At 65.0% G+C, this 19,026-nt stretch carries 20 protein-coding genes and 1 pseudogene; 4 read left to right on the forward strand and 17 right to left on the reverse strand.

The features are described 5' to 3' along the window. Nucleotides 1–92: 92 nt before the first annotated feature. The 6 genes from FFS68_RS07495 to FFS68_RS07520 all read right to left on the reverse strand — a co-directional run bounded on the left by FFS68_RS07495 (nucleotide 93) and on the right by FFS68_RS07520 (nucleotide 4,718). Complete coding sequence (locus FFS68_RS07495; protein ID WP_137752557.1) at nucleotides 93–1,598, reverse strand: NAD(P)(+) transhydrogenase (Re/Si-specific) subunit beta; 1,506 nt, start codon at nucleotides 1,596–1,598, stop codon at nucleotides 93–95. A gap of 1 nt (nucleotide 1,599) precedes the next feature. Continuing rightward, nucleotides 1,600–1,881 carry a proton-translocating transhydrogenase family protein gene (locus FFS68_RS07500; RefSeq protein ID WP_039573456.1) on the reverse strand — a complete coding sequence of 94 codons (282 nt, stop codon included), beginning with the start codon at nucleotides 1,879–1,881 and terminating at the stop codon, nucleotides 1,600–1,602. A gap of 166 nt (nucleotides 1,882–2,047) precedes the next feature. Then, nucleotides 2,048–2,665: a fasciclin domain-containing protein gene (locus tag FFS68_RS07505; protein WP_137752558.1), complete on the reverse strand. Its 618-nt coding sequence runs from the start codon at nucleotides 2,663–2,665 to the stop codon at nucleotides 2,048–2,050. 23 nt (nucleotides 2,666–2,688) lie between these two features. Continuing rightward, complete coding sequence (locus FFS68_RS07510) at nucleotides 2,689–3,354, reverse strand: fasciclin domain-containing protein (RefSeq protein ID WP_137752559.1); 666 nt, start codon at nucleotides 3,352–3,354, stop codon at nucleotides 2,689–2,691. Between the two features lie 106 nt (nucleotides 3,355–3,460). Then, complete coding sequence (locus tag FFS68_RS07515; protein ID WP_137752560.1) at nucleotides 3,461–4,582, reverse strand: NAD(P) transhydrogenase subunit alpha; 1,122 nt, start codon at nucleotides 4,580–4,582, stop codon at nucleotides 3,461–3,463. 13 nt (nucleotides 4,583–4,595) lie between these two features. Then, nucleotides 4,596–4,718, reverse strand: a complete 123-nt coding sequence (locus tag FFS68_RS07520; protein ID WP_137752561.1) for an aa3-type cytochrome c oxidase subunit IV — start codon at nucleotides 4,716–4,718, stop codon at nucleotides 4,596–4,598. A gap of 234 nt (nucleotides 4,719–4,952) precedes the next feature. On the opposite strand from FFS68_RS07520, the gene FFS68_RS07525 reads away from it, so the two are divergent. Next, entirely contained in the window at nucleotides 4,953–6,386 is a 1,434-nt protein-coding gene (locus FFS68_RS07525; RefSeq protein WP_137752562.1) for a sigma-54 dependent transcriptional regulator, read from the forward strand. A 22-nt stretch (nucleotides 6,387–6,408) separates the two neighbouring features. Next, the gene (locus tag FFS68_RS07530; protein ID WP_137752617.1) at nucleotides 6,409–7,122 is read left to right on the forward strand and encodes an SDR family oxidoreductase; all 714 of its coding nucleotides are present in this window, start codon (nucleotides 6,409–6,411) and stop codon (nucleotides 7,120–7,122) included. Between the two features lie 5 nt (nucleotides 7,123–7,127). Here the strand turns inward: FFS68_RS07530 and FFS68_RS07535 are convergent, their stop codons facing one another. The 8 genes from FFS68_RS07535 to glmM form a co-directional block, all read right to left on the reverse strand. Beyond that, entirely contained in the window at nucleotides 7,128–7,511 is a 384-nt protein-coding gene (locus FFS68_RS07535) for a host attachment family protein (RefSeq protein ID WP_137752563.1), read from the reverse strand. 87 nt (nucleotides 7,512–7,598) lie between these two features. Continuing rightward, nucleotides 7,599–8,729, reverse strand: coding sequence for a dihydropteroate synthase (gene folP, locus FFS68_RS07540; RefSeq protein WP_137752564.1), 1,131 nt, complete (start codon nucleotides 8,727–8,729; stop codon nucleotides 7,599–7,601). A 95-nt stretch (nucleotides 8,730–8,824) separates the two neighbouring features. Then, nucleotides 8,825–9,964, reverse strand: a complete 1,140-nt coding sequence (locus tag FFS68_RS07545; protein WP_137752565.1) for a site-specific DNA-methyltransferase — start codon at nucleotides 9,962–9,964, stop codon at nucleotides 8,825–8,827. 401 nt (nucleotides 9,965–10,365) lie between these two features. Next, entirely contained in the window at nucleotides 10,366–11,262 is an 897-nt protein-coding gene (locus FFS68_RS07550) for an oxidoreductase (RefSeq protein ID WP_137752566.1), read from the reverse strand. A gap of 16 nt (nucleotides 11,263–11,278) precedes the next feature. Further along, nucleotides 11,279–11,833 carry a ribonuclease HII gene (locus tag FFS68_RS07555; protein ID WP_137752567.1) on the reverse strand — a complete coding sequence of 185 codons (555 nt, stop codon included), beginning with the start codon at nucleotides 11,831–11,833 and terminating at the stop codon, nucleotides 11,279–11,281. Between the two features lie 71 nt (nucleotides 11,834–11,904). Further along, the gene (thiD, locus tag FFS68_RS07560; protein ID WP_137752568.1) at nucleotides 11,905–13,047 is read right to left on the reverse strand and encodes a bifunctional hydroxymethylpyrimidine kinase/phosphomethylpyrimidine kinase; all 1,143 of its coding nucleotides are present in this window, start codon (nucleotides 13,045–13,047) and stop codon (nucleotides 11,905–11,907) included. A 106-nt stretch (nucleotides 13,048–13,153) separates the two neighbouring features. Next, a complete protein-coding gene (locus tag FFS68_RS07565) occupies nucleotides 13,154–13,378 on the reverse strand; it encodes a DUF1272 domain-containing protein (RefSeq protein ID WP_088441675.1) in 225 nt (74 codons plus the stop codon). A gap of 35 nt (nucleotides 13,379–13,413) precedes the next feature. Continuing rightward, the gene (gene glmM, locus FFS68_RS07570; RefSeq protein WP_137752569.1) at nucleotides 13,414–14,751 is read right to left on the reverse strand and encodes a phosphoglucosamine mutase; all 1,338 of its coding nucleotides are present in this window, start codon (nucleotides 14,749–14,751) and stop codon (nucleotides 13,414–13,416) included. A gap of 118 nt (nucleotides 14,752–14,869) precedes the next feature. On the opposite strand from glmM, the gene FFS68_RS07575 reads away from it, so the two are divergent. Together FFS68_RS07575 and FFS68_RS07580 are read left to right on the forward strand one after the other, a co-directional pair. After that, nucleotides 14,870–16,123, forward strand: a complete 1,254-nt coding sequence (locus FFS68_RS07575) for a dicarboxylate/amino acid:cation symporter (RefSeq protein ID WP_137752570.1) — start codon at nucleotides 14,870–14,872, stop codon at nucleotides 16,121–16,123. Continuing rightward, a complete protein-coding gene (locus tag FFS68_RS07580; protein ID WP_137752571.1) occupies nucleotides 16,120–17,115 on the forward strand; it encodes an aldo/keto reductase in 996 nt (331 codons plus the stop codon). Before FFS68_RS07575 ends, FFS68_RS07580 begins: the two co-directional genes overlap by 4 nt. Before the next feature lie 482 nt (nucleotides 17,116–17,597). Here FFS68_RS07580 and FFS68_RS07585 read toward each other — a convergent pair. From FFS68_RS07585 to FFS68_RS17840, 3 genes and pseudogenes are all read right to left on the reverse strand, one after another. Next, nucleotides 17,598–17,702, reverse strand: a pseudogene (locus FFS68_RS07585) (IS481 family transposase); the annotation flags it as partial. A gap of 170 nt (nucleotides 17,703–17,872) precedes the next feature. Continuing rightward, entirely contained in the window at nucleotides 17,873–18,349 is a 477-nt protein-coding gene (locus tag FFS68_RS07590) for a glutathione peroxidase (RefSeq protein ID WP_137752572.1), read from the reverse strand. Beyond that, nucleotides 18,346–19,002 carry a hypothetical protein gene (locus FFS68_RS17840; protein ID WP_171003776.1) on the reverse strand — a complete coding sequence of 219 codons (657 nt, stop codon included), beginning with the start codon at nucleotides 19,000–19,002 and terminating at the stop codon, nucleotides 18,346–18,348. The genes FFS68_RS07590 and FFS68_RS17840 overlap by 4 nt, the downstream gene beginning before the upstream one ends. Nucleotides 19,003–19,026 lie beyond the last annotated feature (24 nt).

Raw genomic sequence — 19,026 nt, forward strand, 5'->3', positions numbered from 1 at the left:
TCGAAATACGTCGCCCCCGCGAAAGCGGGGCCGCTGGCAACCTTGCGCATGGCTGATAGCGGCCCCCGCTTTCGCGGGGGCGACGCGTAATTCTAGTGTCCGCCGCCGTTGAGCGCTTTCACGATATCATCGGTCATCTTCTTGGCATCGCCGAGCAGCATCATCGTCTGGTCCATGTAGAACACGTCGTTATCGACCCCGGCATAACCGACCCCGCCCATCGACCGCTTCACGAACAACACCGTCTTGGCCTTTTCGACATCGAGCACGGGCATGCCGTAAATCGGCGATGTCTTGTCGGTCTTCGCCGACGGGTTGGTCACGTCGTTCGCGCCGATCACGAAAGCGACGTCGGCCTGCGCGAACTCGCCGTTGATGTCCTCCAGCTCGAACACCTCGTCATAAGGGACATTCGCTTCGGCGAGCAGCACGTTCATATGGCCGGGCATACGCCCCGCGACCGGATGGATGGCATATTTGACGGTGACGCCCTCTTTCTTGAGCAGGTCGCCCATTTCGCGCAGCGCATGCTGCGCCTGCGCGACCGCCATGCCGTAACCGGGGACGATGATCACCGTGTCGGCCTGGCTCATCAGGAACGCGGCGTCGTCGGCGCTGCCGGGTTTCCATGGCCGCTGTTCGGTCGATCCGCTGCTCGCGGCCGAGGCATCGGCGCCGAAGCCGCCGGCAATGACGCTGATGAAGCTGCGGTTCATCGCGCGGCACATGATGTACGACAGGATCGCACCCGACGAGCCAACGAGCGCGCCGGTGATGATCATCGCGGTGTTGCCGAGCGTGAAGCCCATCGCCGCCGCCGCCCAGCCCGAATAGCTGTTGAGCATCGACACGACGACAGGCATGTCGGCGCCGCCGATCGGGATGATCAGCAGGAACCCGATCAGGAAGCTGAGCCCGGTAACGGTCCAGAACACCCACGGCGACTGATCGACGGTGAAATAGGCGACCAGCCCGATGATCGCGGCGAGCGTGCCAAGATTGATGATATGCCGCCCGGGCAGCATGATCGCCGCGCCCGACATATTGCCGTTGAGTTTGAGGAAGGCGATGACCGATCCCGAGAAGGTGATCGCACCGATCGCGATGCCCAGCCCCATCTCGACGCGGCTGACCGTGTAAATCTGTCCCGCGGCATCGGCAATGCCGAACGCCGTCGGATTGAGATAGGCGGCGGCTGCGACCGCGACGGCGGCCAGGCCAACGAGGCTGTGGAACGCGGCGACCAGCTGCGGCATCGCGGTCATCGCAATGCGCCGCGCCATCACGATACCGATGACGGCGCCGATACCGATGGCTGCGAGAATCTCGATCAGCCCGACAGGATCGACGCCCGTATAGCTGTTGGTGGCATCGCCAAACTTCATCGGCACATGGGTCACCAGCGTGGTGACCACCGCGATCGTCATGCCCGCCATGCCATAGCGGTTGCCGCGCTGCGCCGACGCCGGGCTCGACAGCCCGCGCAGCGCGAGGATGAAAAACACCCCGGCGATCAGATAGGCGACGGCGGCCCAGGGGTTGACCGCGATGCCATGGCTGTCAGCGGCGGCGGCGGAAAGGATCGACTGGATGTCCATCTCAGCGCTCCTTTTTCTTGTACATCGCCAGCATGCGGGCGGTGACGGCAAAGCCGCCAAAGATATTGATGCTCGCCATGACGACCGCGGCGAGGCCGAGCCATTTCGACGATGCCGAACCCGCGGCGGCGCTGGCGATCAGCGCGCCGACGATGATCACCGACGAAATGGCGTTGGTGACGCTCATCAGCGGCGTGTGCAGCGCCGGGGTCACCGACCACACGACAAAATAACCGACGAAGCACGCCAGGACGAAAATCGAAAAAATCGCGATAAAATCCACGGGCTCGCTCCCCTGCTGATTCCGTTTCGCGCACCTCTTGCCGCGCGCATCCCACCCTGTCGACTCCAAAGCAGTCAAAAAGAAAGGCCCGCATCTCTCAAAAGTGAGAAATGCGGGCCTGTCGGGACATAAAATGTCGTGGGGCCGGGCAAATGCGCCCGAGGACTTACATCTTCGGCACCAGCACCGCGTCGATCACGTGGATGACGCCGTTCGACTGGCCGACGTCGGCCTGCGTCACCGTCGCCTTGTTGCCGCTGGCGCTGGTCAGCAGGATAGCATCGCCGTTCTTTGTCGCGGTCAGATCCTGGCCGTCGGCGGTCTTCAGCATCGCTTTGCCGCCGCCCGCGGTGATCTGCGCGGCGAGATCAGCGGCGGTCAGCTTGCCGGGGACGACATGATATTTCAGCACGCCCGCCAACACTTCCTTTTGCGCCGGGCGCATCCAGCCATCACGCGTCACCGGCGCGACTTGCGAGAAAGCCGCGTCGGTCGGGGCAAAAACCGTAAACGGCCCTGCGCCCGACAGCGTTTCGACTAGTCCGGCCTGGGTCACCGCGGCGACCAGCGTCTTGTGGATCGGCGAGGCCGACGCGTTTTCGACGATATTCCTGGTCGCCAGCATTTCGGCGCCGCCGACCGTCGGGTTGGCCCCCGCGGTTTCGACCGGGGTGGTCTCACCGCCAGCGACGGTGGTCGTTTCAGTCGGGGTCTCGGATTTACCGCAACCGGCAAGGCCAAGGCCGATGGTAACAGCGGCGGTCATCAAGAGGGCGCGCTTCATAACATTCTCCTTTGGGGTCGGCATTATGATGCCGGGGTCGCTTTGGCGGCGGGCGCCGCCTCGGCAGGCGCAGCGGGCGACGCCGCCACGACGGGCTTGAGTTCGGGCATCAGTACGCCGTTGAGGATATGGATCATCCCGTTGGACTGCGCGACGTCGGCCTGCGTGACATAGCCGCTGCTGCCTTGGGTGCCATCGACCTTGATGTTTCCCGACACTTCGGTGAACGTCAGCGGCTGACCTTCGACCGTGGTCAGCGTTGCCTTACCACCGCCCGCCTTGATCTTGGCATACAGGTCGGTCGAGGTAACCGTACCCGGGACCACATGATAGGTCAGCACTTGTGCCAAGGCGGCCTTATTGCCCGGGTCCATCAGATAGGCTGTCATCGGCTGCGGTACGGCAGCAAACGCCTGATCGGTCGGCGCGAAGACCGTGAACGGGCCAGTGCCGCTCAGCGTTTCGACCAGTCCGGCGGCGGCAAGCGCCTGCACAAGCGTCTTATGCTCGGGCGATTTCGTAGCGTTCTGCACGATATTCCAGCCTTCGACCATCGCACCTGCTGCGGCTTCGGCCTCGGCGGTCGTCGCCTCAGCGGCCTCGTCGGCAGCGCGTGCATGCGCCGGGGCGACCATCGTCGCGGCGGTCAGGGCAAACAAGGGAAGGGCAAAAAACTTCGCACGCAACATCGATCAATCTCCGGTTGTTGAAAGCACAGGGTTTCACACCCTGAACGCATCGTAACCGGTGGAAGTTGCAAGAAAAGGCCGAAATCAGCCTTTTTTTGCACTGGTGCTACGTCAAAAGCCGCTCGTTCACCACCTTGCCGCCCTGCGTCAGGCGGATGGCGGTCCCGATTTCCTCGTCGAGCACGGGCTTGCCCGCTTCCTTGTCCCAAAAGGCCGACAGGAAGTTGAACAGGTTGCGGCTGAACAGCGCGCTGGTGTCGGCGGGCATCAGCGCCGCGATATTGCTCGCGCCGATGACGGTGACGCCGTGGATGCGCTTTGCTTCGCCGGAAACCGACCCTTCGACATTGCCGCCGCTTTCGGCCGCCATATCGACGATCACGCTGCCGGTGCGCATCGTCGCCAGCTGCGCGTCCGAAATCAGCCGCGGCGCGGGTCGCCCCGGGATCAGCGCGGTGGTGATGACGATGTCCTGCTTGGCGATGTGCGACGACACCAGTTCGGCCTGCGCCGCCTTATATTCATCGGACATTTCGGTGGCATAGCCGCCCGCGCCCTCGCCTTCGATCCCGGCGACACTCTCGACGAAGATCGGCTTGGCGCCGAGCGACAGGATTTGTTCCTTGGTCGCGGCGCGGACGTCGGTCGCGCTGACCTGCGCGCCCAGACGGCGCGCGGTGGCGATCGCTTGCAAGCCCGCAACACCGACCCCCATCACGAACGCCTTGGCGGCGCTCACGGTGCCGGCGGCGGTCATCATCATCGGAAAAGCGCGGCCATAGGCATTTGCCGCTATCAGCACCGCCTTGTAACCCGCCAGGTTTGCCTGGCTGGACAGGATATCCATCGATTGCGCGCGGGTGATGCGCGGCATGAATTCCATCGCCAGCGCCTCAAGCCCCAGCGCCGCATAGCCATCGATGCGGGCGCGCTCGCCGAACGGGTTCAGCCCGGCGGCAAGCCAGGCGCCATCGGCAAAGCCGCTCAGCCCCTTGGGATCCGGCCCTTGAATCGCGAGGATGATGTTGGCGCCCTTCAGCACGTCGGCGCGGCTGCCGATGCTGGCGCCCGCCGCGCTATAGTCTGCATCGGCGACCGAAGCGGCCTCGCCTGCCCCCGATTCAATGGCAACTTCGGCACCCAGGCCAATGAATTTCTTCACGGTTTCGGGCGTAGCGGCGACGCGGGTCTCGCCGACGGCGAGTTCCTTCAGGACAGCGATGCGCATGCGCGAAGCCCGGTCAGGATGCGATGAGGAGAACGACGAAAACGGTGACGATCGCGGTGATGATCGATCCGACTTTCAGCAGGCTGATAAAACCCGAATAGGTTTCGCTCGCTGCCTTCATTTCCTGTTCCGCCATGACCTGTCCCCTTTACCTGTTCACTCGCCGGGCGCGCGTCAGCGCACCCAGAATCGGCTATCGCCCCGGTCTTAGCCACGCGCCGCGCCATGCTCAAGGGGCGCGGGCGCGAAAAGCCGTGCATGGCGCCAAAAGCGAACGGCCTTAATCGCCCCTTTACCCGTGTGGCGTACATCACTGCGCTTGAGCGGAGGAAACGGCACGAAGGCGCCGAACAAGGGCAGATTCGAAACGATGGCAAGCACGCGCGACACGCGAACAGTGATGATCGTCGACAGCGAGCCGGCGCAGCAACGCTTTCTGGCGGCGCTGGTGTCGCGCGGCGGTTGGCGAAGCGTTATCGCCGGCGATACCGACACCGCGCTGGCCAAGCTCGGCACCCAGGAAGGCATGGCGCTCGACGCGGTGCTCGTCGATCAGGGCGCGCCGGGCATGGACATGGCCGAATTCGTCGCCGAACTGCGCCGTTGGCGCCCCGCCCTGCCGCTCATCGTCATCACCATGCGCAACGGGGTCGAGGTTGCGGTCGGCGCAATGCGTGCCGGTGCCAGCGATTTTGTCCAGAAACCGATCGCCCCCGACCGGTTGCTCGAAGCACTCGACCGGATCGTATCGACCAGCGGCCCGCAGGGTGAGTTGCGCCCGCTGACCGAAAAATTGCGCGCGCCGCTGGCCTTTGAAGAAATCATCGGGTCGAGCCCCAATTTCCGCAGCGCGCTCGCGATCGCTGCCAAAGCGGCGCGGGCCCGCGTGCCGGTGATGATCAACGGCCGCCCCGGCACCGGCAAGGAAGTCTTTGCCCGCGCGATCCACAGTGCCAGCCCGCGCGCCCGCGGCGCGCTGGTGATGGTCGATTGTTCGGCGGTGTCGCCGGGGCTGATCGGATCGGGGCTGTTCGGGCATGAACGCGGCGCCTTTGCCGGCGCGTTCGACCGGCAGGTCGGGCGGCTGGTCCAGGCCGACGGCGGCAGCGTCATCATCGACCATGTCGAATGTATCCCGCTGGAAACCCAGGCCAAGCTCGTCGAGTTCCTCAACACTGGGGAAGTGCAGATGATCGGCGGCACGATCCGCCAGAGCGTCGATGTCCGCATCATCGCCACCAGCACCAGCCCACTCGAAAAGCTGATCGAGGCGGGGCATTTCCGCGAAGACCTGTTCTATGCGCTGTCGAGCGCGCAATTCACCCTGCCCTCGCTGTCCGAACGCCGCGGCGACGTCGGCCCGCTGGCGCGCCACCTGCTGGCGCGGATCGGCGGCCTGCCCGGCATGGGGCCGATCGGGGTCACCGACGACGCGCTGCGCCTGCTCGCCGCCTATGCCTGGCCGGGCAATGTCCGCCAGTTGCAGGACGTGCTGTTCCGCGCCGCAGTCGGCAGCAAGACCGACGTGCTGACCAGCGCCGATTTCCGCGCGCTCGAGGCGACGCTGGGCGGCGGCAGCATGACCGGCGAAGGCGAAATCGCGATCAACGGTGAAGCGATCGGGGTCACGCTTTACCTGCCCGACGGCAATTTGCGCCCGCTCGAAGAAATCGAGGCCGACGTCATCCGTCTCGCGATCGGTCATTATCGCGGCCGGATGAGCGAAGTCGCGCGCCGCCTCGGCATCGGCCGCTCGACGCTGTATCGCAAGCTCAGCGATCTGGGCATCGACACTGCCGCCTGAACCGATTAATCGCGGCGGGGTGATCCGCCGTTTCTATACCAAAACCGCCCTTGTCACCGGCCATGCCTCGGGCATCGGCGCCGCGACCGCCGCCCTGCTCGCGGCCGAAGGGGCGCAGGTCGTCGGGGTCGACCTGGCGCAGGGGCAGGACGTCGCCGATCCCCCGCTGTGGCAGGAACTGGCGGCCGAGCTCGCCAACATCGACATCGCGGTGGTCAACGCGGGAATCGCAACCGCCGCGCCGATCGTCGATCTCGACTTTGCCGACTGGCGCCGCACCCTGTCGGTCAATCTCGACGGCGCGATGCTCAGCGTGCAGGCGGCGATGCGCGCGATGATCGGCCATGGTCGCGGCGGCGCAATCGTCATCACCGCGTCGATCGCCGGGCTGAAGGCCGAGCCCGGCACCGCCGCCTACGCCGCCTCCAAAGCCGGCGCGATCCACCTCGCGCGCGTCGCGGCCAAGGAAGGCGCGCCGCATGGCATCCGTGTCAACGCCATCGCGCCGGGCGGGGTCGATACGCCGATCTGGGACGCGATGGATTTCTTCGGCCAGATGGTCGCCGATCTCGGCAGCCGCGCCGCCGCGACCACGGCGATGGCGCAAATGGCCACCCCGCTCGGCCGCTGGGCGACCGCTGACGAAATCGCCGCGCAGATTCTGTTCCTGCTGTCCGATGCCGCCGCCACCATCACCGGCAGCGTGCTGACCAGCGATGGCGGCTACAGCCTCTAAATCGGTCAGGCGTTGGCGATCGACTTCAAAATATCGTCGCTCGACTGACTCGTCAGCGTCTTGGCAATCTCGCCGACCAGCGCCGTTTCCAGCGTCTTGTGATATAATTTGCGCATTTCGCCGAGCGTTGACGGATCCGCGATCACCACCAGCTGCTTGATCTTGTTGGACAGGACCGCGGCATTCAATGCTTCGGCAACCGATGCCGCATGCCCCGCTTCCGCGTTCTGGCGCGGGGTATCGCCCTGTCCGGCGTTGTGCGCCGATTCGTCGCTGGTCGGCAGATCGACCGCTTTTAGGCTGGGCTCCTGTTCGCTGCCGCTGTTGCGGAACAGCTGGAACTGGGTGCCGTCGGCGACAACGACATGCGAGCCGGGGGGAAGTTGCATAAATATCTCCTGCGGGATCGGCGCCGTGCTGGCGCCTCTGGTCCCCAGAGATACGCGAGAGGAGGATGAGGGTTGCCTCGCTTCGCTTCAGCCGGTCAGCGCCGCATCGCGCAGCCCGCGCCATACGCGCAGCGCCTGCCGGTTCTCGGCAATGTCATGGACACGCAGCAATTGCGCGCCCTGCGCCGCCGCCTGATAGTGCAGCGCGACGGTGCCGCCGAGCCGCTGGTCGGGCGCGGCTTCATTGTCCAGCGCGCCGATCATACGCTTGCGGCTGGCGCCGAACAGGATCGGACAGCCCAGCGTGTGGAACAGCGCCAGCCCGTTGATGATCGCCAGATTGTCGGCAACCCCCTTGCCGAACCCCAGCCCCGGATCGACGATGATCTTTGCCGGATCGATCCCCGCCGCGATGCACGCTGCGACGCGCTCAGCGAGCATGTCATAGACGTCGAACAGGACGTGGGCGTAACCGCCGCCCTCGTGCGGGTCGCTCTTGGCCGACGGTGCGTGCATCAGCACCACCGGGCAGCCCGCGGCCACCACCACCTCCATCGCGCGATCGTCATAGCGCAGCGCCGACACATCGTTGACGATCCGCGCCCCGGCGGACAGCGCCGCCTCCATCACCGCGGCCTTGCGCGTGTCGATCGACACCGCGACGCCGCCCTTCGCCAGCGCCGCGACGACTCCCTCGATGCGCTTGATTTCGTCGCCGTCCCAGATCAGCGGCGCGCCGGGGCGGGTGGATTCGCCGCCGACGTCGATGATCGCGGCGCCCGCGCTCGCCATCGCAAAGCCCGCGTCAGCCGCAGCTTCGGCATCGACATGCTTGCCGCCGTCCGAAAAGCTGTCGGGGGTGACGTTGAGGATGCCCATCAGCTGGGGTTCGTTCAGCCGCACCGTGCGTTCACCCAGGTGCAACGCGCCGCGCGGCCGCAGCACCCCGGCGCGCTGCGCCGTCGCCGCCTCTGCCAAGCGGTCGGGCATCGCCGCGATCCAGTCGGCCCATTCGGCCACCATCACGATCGCCGATTTGACGCTGGCGCCATCACGCAGGCTGATGTGCCACGCGGCGAACCAGACCATCGTGTCGGCGATCCGCAGACAATTGTCGTCGAGTTCGTGCGGGCGGTCGATGAAACAGGTGGGGCGGCAATAGATTTGCGCGGTGGCGGATGCAGCGCCGAGGTCGGGTTTGGTTAGCGGTTGGAACATGCGATCCTCTGATATTCGTCATCCCAGCGAAAGCTGGGATCGCTGGCGTGCCGACACGACGATAGCGATCCCAGCTTTCGCTGGGATGACGGTTTTCATGCCTCGTTGGCCAGCAACCAATCCTGCCGCACCGCATCGATCACGCGCAATTCCTTGCCATTATCGACATGCCAGAAGGTCCAGCCGTTACAGCTTGGCGCGCCCTGCACCCCGGCGCCGACCTTGTGGATCGACCCCGCGGGCTGGCCGTCGCAATCGAGGCTGCCATCGACGCGCACCTTCGCTTTCCAGCGCCGCTTGGCGTCGGTCAGCAGTGTTCCCGGTGCAATCAGGCCGTCCGAAACCAGCATGCCGAACGCGACGCGCGTCGCTGCCTGCGGCGCCATCATCGTCTTCACCGCGCTTTCGTCGAGCGGCAGCGCCATTCCGATGCGTTCCAGCGCCGCGGCGATATAATCATCCTCGCGCTCGATGCCGATGAAATGCCGTCCCAACCGCTTCGCCACCGCGCCGGTGGTGCCGGTGCCGAAAAAGGGATCGAGGATCACATCGCCGGGGTTCGAGCACGCGAGCAGGATGCGATAGAGCAACGCCTCGGGCTTTTGCGTCGGGTGAACCTTGGTCCCGCCCTTCTTGAGCCGCTCCTGACCGCCGCAGATCGGGATCAGCCAGTCGCTGCGCATCTGCAATTCATCGTTGAGCGTTTTCATCGCGCGATAGTTGAACGTGTAGCGCGCCTTTTCGCCCATCGACGCCCAGATCAGCGTTTCATGCGCGTTGGTAAAGCGGGTGCCCTTGAAATTGGGCATCGGGTTCGCCTTGCGCCACACGATGTCGTTGAGGATCCAATAACCTTGATCCTGCAACGCAGCTCCAACCCGGAAGATATTGTGATAACTGCCTATTACCCAAATGTTTCCGCCGGGTTTCAGGATGCGTTTCGCTTCCTTCAGCCAGGCGTGGGTAAAGCGATCATAGGTGGCGAGGCTGTCGAACTTGTCCCATTCGTCGGTGACCGCGTCGACCTGGCTGCCGTCGGGGCGATGCAGGTCGCCGCCGAGCTGGAGGTTGTACGGCGGATCGGCAAAGATCATGTCGACCGACGCGGCAGGGAGCGAGCGCATCATCGCGATGCAGTCGCCCTGCAGGATGCTGTCGAGCGGCAGGTCCGCGGGCGAAATCTTCACCGCCCGCTGCTTCACCGCCGGGGTCTTGACCCGTTCCATCACACCCATGTTTTGCCCCTGTGCCGTTCCGAAAGAAGCCCCTGATGAGTCCGGCAGAGTCCGCCGTCAAGCGCAGAAGTCTAGGGATTCCGCGTCACTAACTGGTTAACGCGATGAGAACGAAACGAGTCTGACACAGCATATGGAGTCTGGCGCGACTCGGGGACTCAACAGGTGGTGGTGTGACGAAGAGGACTCAGTGGTGGAAAATAATCATAATCCCTTCTCCCCTTGCGGGAGAAGGATACGAAGCCTTGTCGCCTTGGCGACTAGGCGCAGTTGGATGAGGGGTTGCGAGCCGCAGGCTCGCGCGGTCGCAAGGCGACCGCGCCCCCTCACCCAGCTACGACTAGCAAACAAGTTCGCAAGTCTTCGCAACCCTCTCCCGCAAGGGGAGAGGGTACAATGAATCAAATCCCCGGATCGACCCCCGTCAGCGCCACCGATCGTTCCCACAGCTCGCGCGCCAGCTTGGGATCGCGCGCGGTGCGCGTCGCGCGCGCCGGACCCGATCGCCCCGACACCTCGCCCAGCCCCTGCGGCCCCAGATAATCGCCACCCTGGACATGCGCGCCGGTCGCCGCCTGCAAACTCGGCCACGCGCCCTGCGCCGCACTGTTGAAAAACGGCGCGGCGAGCGGCGTCATGGTGCGCAGCGGCATCGGCAGGTGGCGGGTCAGTTCGGTGATCGCGACCCCGGGATGGCATCCGATCGCCTGTGTCGAACGTCCCGCAGCGCCCAGCCGCCGGTCAAGCTCGAACATATGGAGCAGATTGGCGAGCTTGCTCGCCTGATAGCGCGACAATTTATGATAGCTGCGCGCCGCCGACAGGTCGCTGAAGTCGATCGCGCCGCCCTTGTGCGCCAGACTGGCGGTGATGACGATGCGATCCTCGACATGGCCATGCACCAAACCGGTGAAGGCAAAAGTGCCGAGGTGATTGACCCCGAATTGCAGCTCGAAACCCTGCTTGGTCAGCGTTTTCGGCGGAATCATCACCCCCGCGTTGTTGACCAGCACATCGATCCGCGGTCCCGCCAGCACCGCCGCGGCCGCCTCGCGCACCTGATCGAGATCGGCGAGGTCGAGCGGCTGAAACGACAGCTCGGCATGGGGCACATCGGCGCGGATCCGGTTCATCGCCGCGGTCGCGCGACCCGGATCGCGGCACGCCAGGATCACATGCGCGCCGCGCGCCGCCAATATTTTCGCGGTTTCAAAACCGATGCCGGCATTGGCACCGGTGACCAGGAACGTGCGACCGGTCTGGGCCGACACATCGTCCGCCGTGAATCCCCTGCTCATCGCGCCCTCCTGTTGATCAGACCAGCTGCATTTGTGCGACCGGGGCAAAGCTGGTCCGGTGAAGCGGCGTCGGGCCATATTGGCGCAGCGCCGCAAGGTGCTGCGCGGTACCATAGCCCATGTTGCGTTCCCAGCCAAAGCCCGGAAACTCGCGCGCCATCGCGGTCATAAAACGGTCGCGATGCTCCTTGGCGATGATGCTCGCGGCCGAAATGCACGGGTGCAGCGCGTCGCCGCCGACGATGGCCCGCGCCGCATAACGCCAGTTCGGGAGCCGATTGCCGTCGACCAGCACTTCGTCGGGCTCCACCCCCAGCGCCTCGACCGCGCGGGTCATCGCGAGCAGGGTCGCCTGCAAGATGTTGATGCTGTCGATTTCCGCAACGCTCGCCTCGCCGACCCCCCAGCGGCAGCGCGCCTTGATCTGGGTTTCCAGCTCGGCGCGGCGTTTGGCGCTGAGTTTCTTGCTGTCGTCGAGCCCCGCGACACCGTCGGGGCACAGGATCACCGCCGCAGCGACCACCGGCCCGGCCAGCGGCCCGCGCCCGGCCTCGTCGACGCCGGCGATCATCGACCGCTGCCCAGCAAACCGTATCCCAGTTTCCGTTCGTGTCGAACGGGACAAAGCAACGCCGTGCGAAGCTACACGCGCCACGGCGGATACCTCCGATATTCCCCCGCCTGATACAGGCACAGCCGGTTCCCCGCCGGATCGCTCAGCCGCGCCTCGCGCCAGCCCCATGACTCATCCTGCGGCATCTGCTCGAACCGCACCCCGCGCCGCGCCAGATAGGCGGTCCAGGCATCGAGCGCGCCACTTTCCAGATAGGTCGTCGCGCCGCCCGCCGCGCCGTCACCGACGTGGATCGACAAGGTGACGCCATTGGCTGCCTCGAACCGCGCATAGCCATTGTCCGGGCTATCGACGATCAACGTCAGCCCCATCTGTTTGTAGAACGCGACCGACGCTGCATAATCGCGCGCGGGTAAGGTGAATTGATTGAGCGCCGGGCCAGTAAACAGTCCGTCGTTGCGCACAAATTGCTGCCCCATCGGGCCATGCCCCGCGCCCAGCCCCGGCGCGCCCATCAGCGCCAGCCGGACGAAATCGCGCGCCCGGGCGATCGCGGGTTCCAGCGGCATGCCCTGCGCCAAACCGCATGCAATCGCGCTCGCCAGCGTGCAGCCGGTGCCGTGGCTGTGCGGCGTGTCGATGCGCGGCGCTTCCCAGCGCGCCACCTCGCCCTCGCCCGTTTCGAGCAAGCGGTCGATCACTGTCTCGCCTGCAGCATGACCGCCCTTGACCAGCAACGAACAGCCGTGCGCCAGCACCGCCTCTTCGCCGCCCAGCGCGCCCAGTTCAGGCAAATTGGGCGTCGCGACCATCGCGCGACCGAGCAAAGCGCGGAACGCATCGATCGTCGCCGCGTCGGCCAGCACCGATCCGCTGGTCGCCACCATCACCGGGTCGAACACCACCGCCGCTGGCGCCAGATCGGGCCGGGACAGCCGTTTGGCCACCGCCGCCGCGGTTTCGGCGCTGCCGATCATGCCGATCTTGACCGCGTCGACGCCGATGTCGGATGCCACGCTGTCGATCTGCGCGAGCACCATGTCGGTCGGCACCGGATGGACGCCCTGCACCCCCAGCGTGTTCTGCGCCGTGATCGCGGTGATCGCGGTCATCGCGTGACCGCCGAGCATCGTGACCGTCTTGATATCGGCCTGAACGCCCGCGCCGCCGCCGCTATCCGACCCGGCAATGATCAACACGCGGGCGGTCACGATAGTATCTCCACATCTTCGTCATGCCGGACTTGATCCGGCATCCCTCGCCGCGCGGGCGTTGTGGATCCCGGATCAAGTCCGGGGTGACGAAGCGGGCAAGGCGTCAAACCTTGTATTTCCGCACCGTCGAGCCGGGATATTTCGCCAGGATCGCGCCCTCACGCAGCGGCCGGTCGAGCAGGTCGCCGCCGCAATTCGGGCAGCGCTCGTCCATCCGGTCGGCGCAATTCGCGCAAAAGGTACACTCCATGGAGCAGATGAAGGCGCCATGGACATTCGCGGGCAGATCGCGGCCGCATTTTTCGCAATCGGGTCGCATTTCAAGCATGGTAAGTCTCTTTCAGTTCTAAAAAAATCAAATGGTCATGTCGCCGCGACGCGCACCGCGTCGCAAATCATGTCGACGACGCGCTCGACCTGTCCGGCATCGTCGCCTTCGGCCATCACGCGGATCAGCGGTTCGGTGCCAGAGGGACGGATCACCAGCCGCCCGCGTCCGGCCAGCATTGCCTCGCCCTCGGCGATCGCCGCCTGAACCTTGCCATCGTCGAGCGGCTTGCCGCCCGCAAAGCGCACATTCTTCAGCAACTGCGGCACGGGATCGAACTGGTGCAGCAATTCGCTCGCCGGCTTGTCCGCCGCGACCAGCTCGGCCAGCACCTGCAAGCCCGCCAGCGTCCCGTCGCCGGTCGTCGCATAGTCCGACAGGATCATATGCCCCGACTGTTCGCCGCCGACGTTGAAGCCGCCCTCTTTCATGCGTTCGAGCACGTAACGATCGCCGACTTTGGTCCGTTCGAGCCGCAGTCCCTCGCCTTCAAGGAAGCGTTCGAGGCCCAGGTTCGACATCACCGTCGCGACGACGCCGCCGCCTTTTAGCCGCCCCTGCCGCGCCCAGCTCGCGCCGATCAGCCCCATGATCTGGTCGCCGTCGACAAGTCGGCCCTTTTCATCGACGACGATCAGCCGGTCAGCGTCACCGTCGAGCGCAATCCCGATGTCGGCGCCGCTCGCGACCACGGTTTCCTGGAGCAGCGCGGGGGCGGTCGAGCCGCATTTGTCGTTGATGTTGGTGCCGTTCGGCGTGATCCCGATCGCAACGACATCGGCGCCCAGTTCCCAGAATACGGTCGGCGCGCTGTTGTATGCCGCACCATTAGCGCAATCGAGCACGATGCGCAGCCCGTCGAGCCGCACCGATTCGGGCAGGCTCTGTTTCACCGCATGGATGTAACGCCCGCGCGCATCCTCGATCCGCTTGGCGCGCCCGATATGCGCCGGATCGGCCAGCTTGGGCTGCTGCGCGAGCAGCAATTCGATCTGCACCTCATCCTCGTCGGACAATTTATATCCGTCGGGGCCGAACAGCTTGATGCCGTTATCGTAAAAAGGATTGTGGCTCGCCGACAGCATCACGCCCAGGTCGGCGCGCATCGAGCGGGTCAGCATCGCGATCGCCGGGGTCGGCATTGGCCCGACCTGGACCACGTCCATGCCGACGCTGGTAAACCCGGCGACCAGCGCATTTTCCAGCATATAGCCCGACAGACGGGTATCCTTGCCGATCACCACGCGATGCTTGTGATCGCCGCGCAGAAAATGCGCGCCCGCCGCCATGCCGACGCGCATCGCGACCTCGACCGTCATCGGGATCTGGTTGGTCAGCCCGCGAATCCCGTCGGTTCCGAAAAACTTGCGCATGCCACCTCTGCTACTTAAGCCGAGGGAGACCAATGCCTGCCCGGCTTCTTCCGGATGGCCCTAAGTCACCCTCTTTTGCTTGGCAAGCTGGCCAGAAACATCGCCGGGAGAATATAGCTTGAAATCGGCATGGATCATCCTCTCGGCGCTGGTCGCCGGGATGCTGCTGGGAATCGGCATCGAACTGGTCGCGCCCGACGCGGGCACCGCATCGCTACCCTTTGTCGAACCCATCGGCCTGCTCTGGCTCAACGCGCTGAAGATGACGATCGTCCCGCTCGTCGTCGCGCTGCTCATCACCGGCATCACCGCAACCGCCGACGCGGCGCGCGCGGGCAAGCTCGCGGCGCGCGGGGTGATGATCTTCCTCGGCGCCATCTTTCTGTCGGGGACGATGTCGCTGCTGATGACGCCGCTGTTGCTGCGGCTGTTTCCGCTGTCGACCGGCTCGGCGGCGGCGCTGCGGAACGGACTCGGCGGCACCACCGAAGCGGGGCCGTCGCCGACCTTTGCCGATTTCCTGCTGTCGCTGATCCCGACCAACCCGATCGCCGCCGCCGCCGACACCGCGATCCTGCCGCTGATCGTCTTCACCACCATCTTTGCCTTTGCGATCACCAAGCTCGAACCGGTGCAGCGCGCCACGCTATCGGGGCTGTTCAAAGCCCTTGGCGACGCGATGCTGATCGTCATCGGGTGGGTGCTCGCGCTGGCACCGATCGGGGTTTTCGCACTCGGCTACGCGCTGGCGGTGAAGGCTGGGCTCGCGGCGTTCGGCGGCCTCATCCACTATGTGCTGATCCTGTCGGGAATCGGGATCAGCTGCCTGATCCTCGGGCTGCTGCTCGCCTGGCTCGTCGTCGGTATCCCGCTGCCGCGCTTCATTCGTGCAATGGTGCCGACGCTGGCGGTCGCGATCAGCACCCAAAGCTCGCTCGCCAGCCTGCCCGCGATGCTCAAATCGTCCGAAGAACTCGGCGTCGATCCCAAAAAGGCCGACGTCGTGCTGCCGCTCGCGGTCGCGCTGTTCCGCTTCACCAGCCCGGCGATGAACCTGGCGGTCGTCGTCTATGTCGCGTGGCTGTTCGGGGTCGAGCTAACCCCGTGGGAGATGGCGGTCGGGCTCGCGGTGGCGATGGCCGCGGCCTTGAGCTCGGTCAGCCTGCCCGGATCGATCAGCTTCGTCACCTCGATCGCGCCGATTGCGGTGTCGATGGGAGTCCCCGTCGCGCCGCTCGGGCTGCTCGTCGCGGTCGAAACCTTCCCCGATATTTTCCGCACCCTGGGCAATGTCGTCGGCGATGTCGCCGCGACCAAATTTGCCGCCGATGGTGTAGAAGACGATGATCCCCCGGCAGGAGTTCACCCATGAAATATCGCAAACTCGGTCACGGCCTCGAAGTTTCAGCCATCGGCATCGGCTGCATGCCGATGATCAAGGGCGGCAATATCCTCTATGGCGAGGCCGCCGACCTCGACGAATCGACCGCGACGATCCACCGCGCCATCGACCTTGGCGTCACCTTTTTCGACACCGCGCAAATCTATGGTCCGTTCAGCAACGAAGAATTGCTGGGCGAAGCGATCAAGGGCAAGCGCGACGGGCTGGTCATCGCGACCAAATTCGGTTTCAAATTCGACGGCAACCAGATCGTCGGCGTCGACGGCTCGCCCGCCAACGCCAGGCGCTCATGCGAAGGCTCGCTCCAGCGGCTCGGCATCGACACCATCGACCTGTTTTACCAGCACCGCGTCGATCCTTCGATCCCGATCGAGGAGGTTGTCGGCGGGATGATGGAGCTGGTCAACGAAGGCAAGGTGCGCCACATCGCGCTGTCCGAAGCCGGCCCCGAAACGCTGCGCCGCGCCGCGAAAGCTGCGCCGATCACCGCGCTGCAAAGCGAATATTCGATCTGGGAACGCGATATCGAGGACGAAATCCTCGGCGTCTGCCGCGAAAACGGCATCGGCTTTGTCCCTTATTCGCCGCTCGGCCGCGGCTTCCTCGCGGGTGCGGTGCGCAGCCGCGACGAGCTGCCCGACAATGACTGGCGCCGCAACGACCCGCGCTATTCGGACGAAAACCTGCCCGCCAACCTTGCGATCGTCGATGCGATCGGCGCGGTGGCGGACAAGCATGGCGGCTCGAAAGCGCAGGTCGCGCTCGCCTGGCTGCTCGCGCAGGGCGACGATATCGTCCCGATCCCCGGCACCAAACGCCGCGTCACGATGGAAGACAGCGTCGGCGCCGCCGACGTCACGCTGACCGCCGACGACCGCGCCGCGATCGAGGCGGCGGCGCCGAAAGGCGGCACGAGCGGGCCGCGCTATGGCGAAATGGGCATGCGGATGGTGCGGTTATAGTGGAACAAGCGAGGCCGCCGGAAACGGGAGCTTTCGACCGATTGCGGACATCAATCCTCCCTGTCGCGCAGCGATGGGGAGGTGGCAGCGTGAAGCGCTGACGGAGGGGCCATAGCGCGACGTTGCCGCCCCTCCACCCTTCGCTTCGCGAACGGTCCCCCTCCCCATGGCTTCGCCACAGGGAGGATTTCTCCTCCTCGTCATCCCGGACTTGATCCGGGATCCATGACTTCAACGCCGCGGTGGATCCCGGATCAAGCCTGTCCTGAGCGTGTCGAAGGGTCCGGGATGACGAATGACAGGTAGCCACCCCAAAGTCGCCATCCACCGCTCAAAAAAACGCTGTCCTACATTATTCCGCTGTGCCAGCCTTCCTCCCATATCTTTCAATTTGTAAGCAAGAGCGGCCGCCGACCGGATTCCGGACACGGCCAGGTTCCAGCCGCCCTCTGTCCGCCGAACAGGACAAATCGGGCGCTGCACTAGGTGTTTGGTCCCGGCATTTGATGGTGCGGATCGAGTGTAAACCTTTCGGGCTCGGCTGCCCATAGTTTGCAGATGTATTCATAGGGTGTGAGGCCGCGCAGCCATAGCAATCATGCCTGCCATTTTCGGCCGTATTGTTGGTGATGAGGTGATGAGCCAGCGAAAGCGAATATTCGTATCCCGAGAGCGGGCTGAATCGCCTGATCACCGGCTCCACGCCGAAGCCCCAACGCCCCTCCATTGACTCGGCGCCACCTGACGTTGAACGGGCCTACCCCAGCAATTCCTCAATCTCTTTGCGCAACTGCTCGGGCTTGGTCGTCGGCGCGTGCCGCGACACCACCTTGCCATCGCGGCCGACGAGGAATTTGGTGAAATTCCACTTGATCCCGCTGCCCAGCAGCCCGGTCTTTTCCTGCTTCAGATGCTTGAAGATCGGGTCGGCGCCGTCGCCGTTGACCTCGATCTTCGCCATCACCGGAAAGCTGACGTCATAGGTCAGCGAACAGAAGTTGGCGATCTCGGCCGCGTCGCCCGGCTCCTGCGCCCCAAACTGGTTGCACGGAAAGGCGAGGATCTCGAGCCCGCGATCCTTGTAATCGCGGTACAGCTCCTCCAGCCCTTCATATTGCGGGGTGAAGCCGCATTTCGACGCGGTGTTGACGATCAGCAGCACCTTGCCGCGATAATCCGCCATCGACTGGAGCGCCCCACCGGGCAGCGGCGCCGAAAAATCATAAAGGCTCATGGTTTTTTCTCCCCCGCTTTCCGCGGTCTGTAGATGAAATCGAAACTGGTCGCCCACGTCAGGCCATGGTCGGTCGATTGCTCGCCATGCTGGCGGATCGACCCGCCCGGCTCCTTGTTATAGGTCATGCGGATCAGGCCGTCCTGGCCCTTGGCGACGACATTCGCCCAATGGCCGGTCAGCACCATCTTGTCGCCCGCAGGGCCGCCGTCGAAATCGACCCGCGCGCCGCTGCTGTCGACCCACATCTGCCGCCAGCGACGCCGTTCGGCGTCGAAATGGCTGAACGATCCGCCACCACCACCCTGCAGCGGTTTCCACGTCTCGCGGATCGCGCAGCCCGCAAACATCGCCTCGATGCTGCTCGTCGCGACCTGCGTACTGCTGCCGTTTGCAAAAACATCCCACTCGCCGAGCCAGAAGTCGAACGCGCGATGATCCGGCGAAGCGCAGGCCGATTGTACGAGCGGCGGCGTGGCAGGCGCCGATACCGGTGGCGGTGACGGCGGCAGCAGAATCGGCGGGGGTGGCGGCGCCGGCGACGGCGGCATCGGAATGGGCGGCGGCGGCGGTGGCGGAGACTGGGCGTATATCGGCCGGGCAACAACCGCGAGCAGAAACGCGATCAGCGAAAACAGCCTGTACCGGATCATGCGCGCACCCCCTGCTTATGCAGC

Origin of the sequence: Sphingopyxis sp. L1A2A, from assembly GCF_005502465.1 — a bacterium.
Lineage (GTDB): Bacteria > Pseudomonadota > Alphaproteobacteria > Sphingomonadales > Sphingomonadaceae > Sphingopyxis.

Bases quoted from the DNA above. Each gene is read 5' to 3' on its own strand.
- FFS68_RS07495 (WP_137752557.1), bottom strand. From the start codon at position 1,598: ATGGACATCCAGTCGATCCTTTCCGCCGCCGCCGCTGACAGCCATGGC.
- FFS68_RS07505 (WP_137752558.1), bottom strand. From the start codon at position 2,665: ATGAAGCGCGCCCTCTTGATGACCGCCGCTGTTACCATCGGCCTTGGC.
- FFS68_RS07510 (WP_137752559.1), bottom strand. From the start codon at position 3,354: ATGTTGCGTGCGAAGTTTTTTGCCCTTCCCTTGTTTGCCCTGACCGCC.
- FFS68_RS07515 (WP_137752560.1), bottom strand. From the start codon at position 4,582: ATGCGCATCGCTGTCCTGAAGGAACTCGCCGTCGGCGAGACCCGCGTC.
- FFS68_RS07520 (WP_137752561.1), bottom strand. From the start codon at position 4,718: ATGGCGGAACAGGAAATGAAGGCAGCGAGCGAAACCTATTCGGGTTTT.
- FFS68_RS07525 (WP_137752562.1), top strand. From the start codon at position 4,953: ATGGCAAGCACGCGCGACACGCGAACAGTGATGATCGTCGACAGCGAG.
- FFS68_RS07535 (WP_137752563.1), bottom strand. From the start codon at position 7,511: ATGCAACTTCCCCCCGGCTCGCATGTCGTTGTCGCCGACGGCACCCAG.
- folP (WP_137752564.1), bottom strand. From the start codon at position 8,729: ATGTTCCAACCGCTAACCAAACCCGACCTCGGCGCTGCATCCGCCACC.
- FFS68_RS07545 (WP_137752565.1), bottom strand. From the start codon at position 9,964: ATGGGTGTGATGGAACGGGTCAAGACCCCGGCGGTGAAGCAGCGGGCG.
- FFS68_RS07550 (WP_137752566.1), bottom strand. From the start codon at position 11,262: ATGAGCAGGGGATTCACGGCGGACGATGTGTCGGCCCAGACCGGTCGC.
- FFS68_RS07555 (WP_137752567.1), bottom strand. From the start codon at position 11,833: ATGATCGCCGGCGTCGACGAGGCCGGGCGCGGGCCGCTGGCCGGGCCG.
- FFS68_RS07565 (WP_088441675.1), bottom strand. From the start codon at position 13,378: ATGCTTGAAATGCGACCCGATTGCGAAAAATGCGGCCGCGATCTGCCC.
- glmM (WP_137752569.1), bottom strand. From the start codon at position 14,751: ATGCGCAAGTTTTTCGGAACCGACGGGATTCGCGGGCTGACCAACCAG.
- FFS68_RS07580 (WP_137752571.1), top strand. From the start codon at position 16,120: ATGAAATATCGCAAACTCGGTCACGGCCTCGAAGTTTCAGCCATCGGC.
- FFS68_RS07590 (WP_137752572.1), bottom strand. From the start codon at position 18,349: ATGAGCCTTTATGATTTTTCGGCGCCGCTGCCCGGTGGGGCGCTCCAG.
- FFS68_RS17840 (WP_171003776.1), bottom strand. From the start codon at position 19,002: ATGATCCGGTACAGGCTGTTTTCGCTGATCGCGTTTCTGCTCGCGGTT.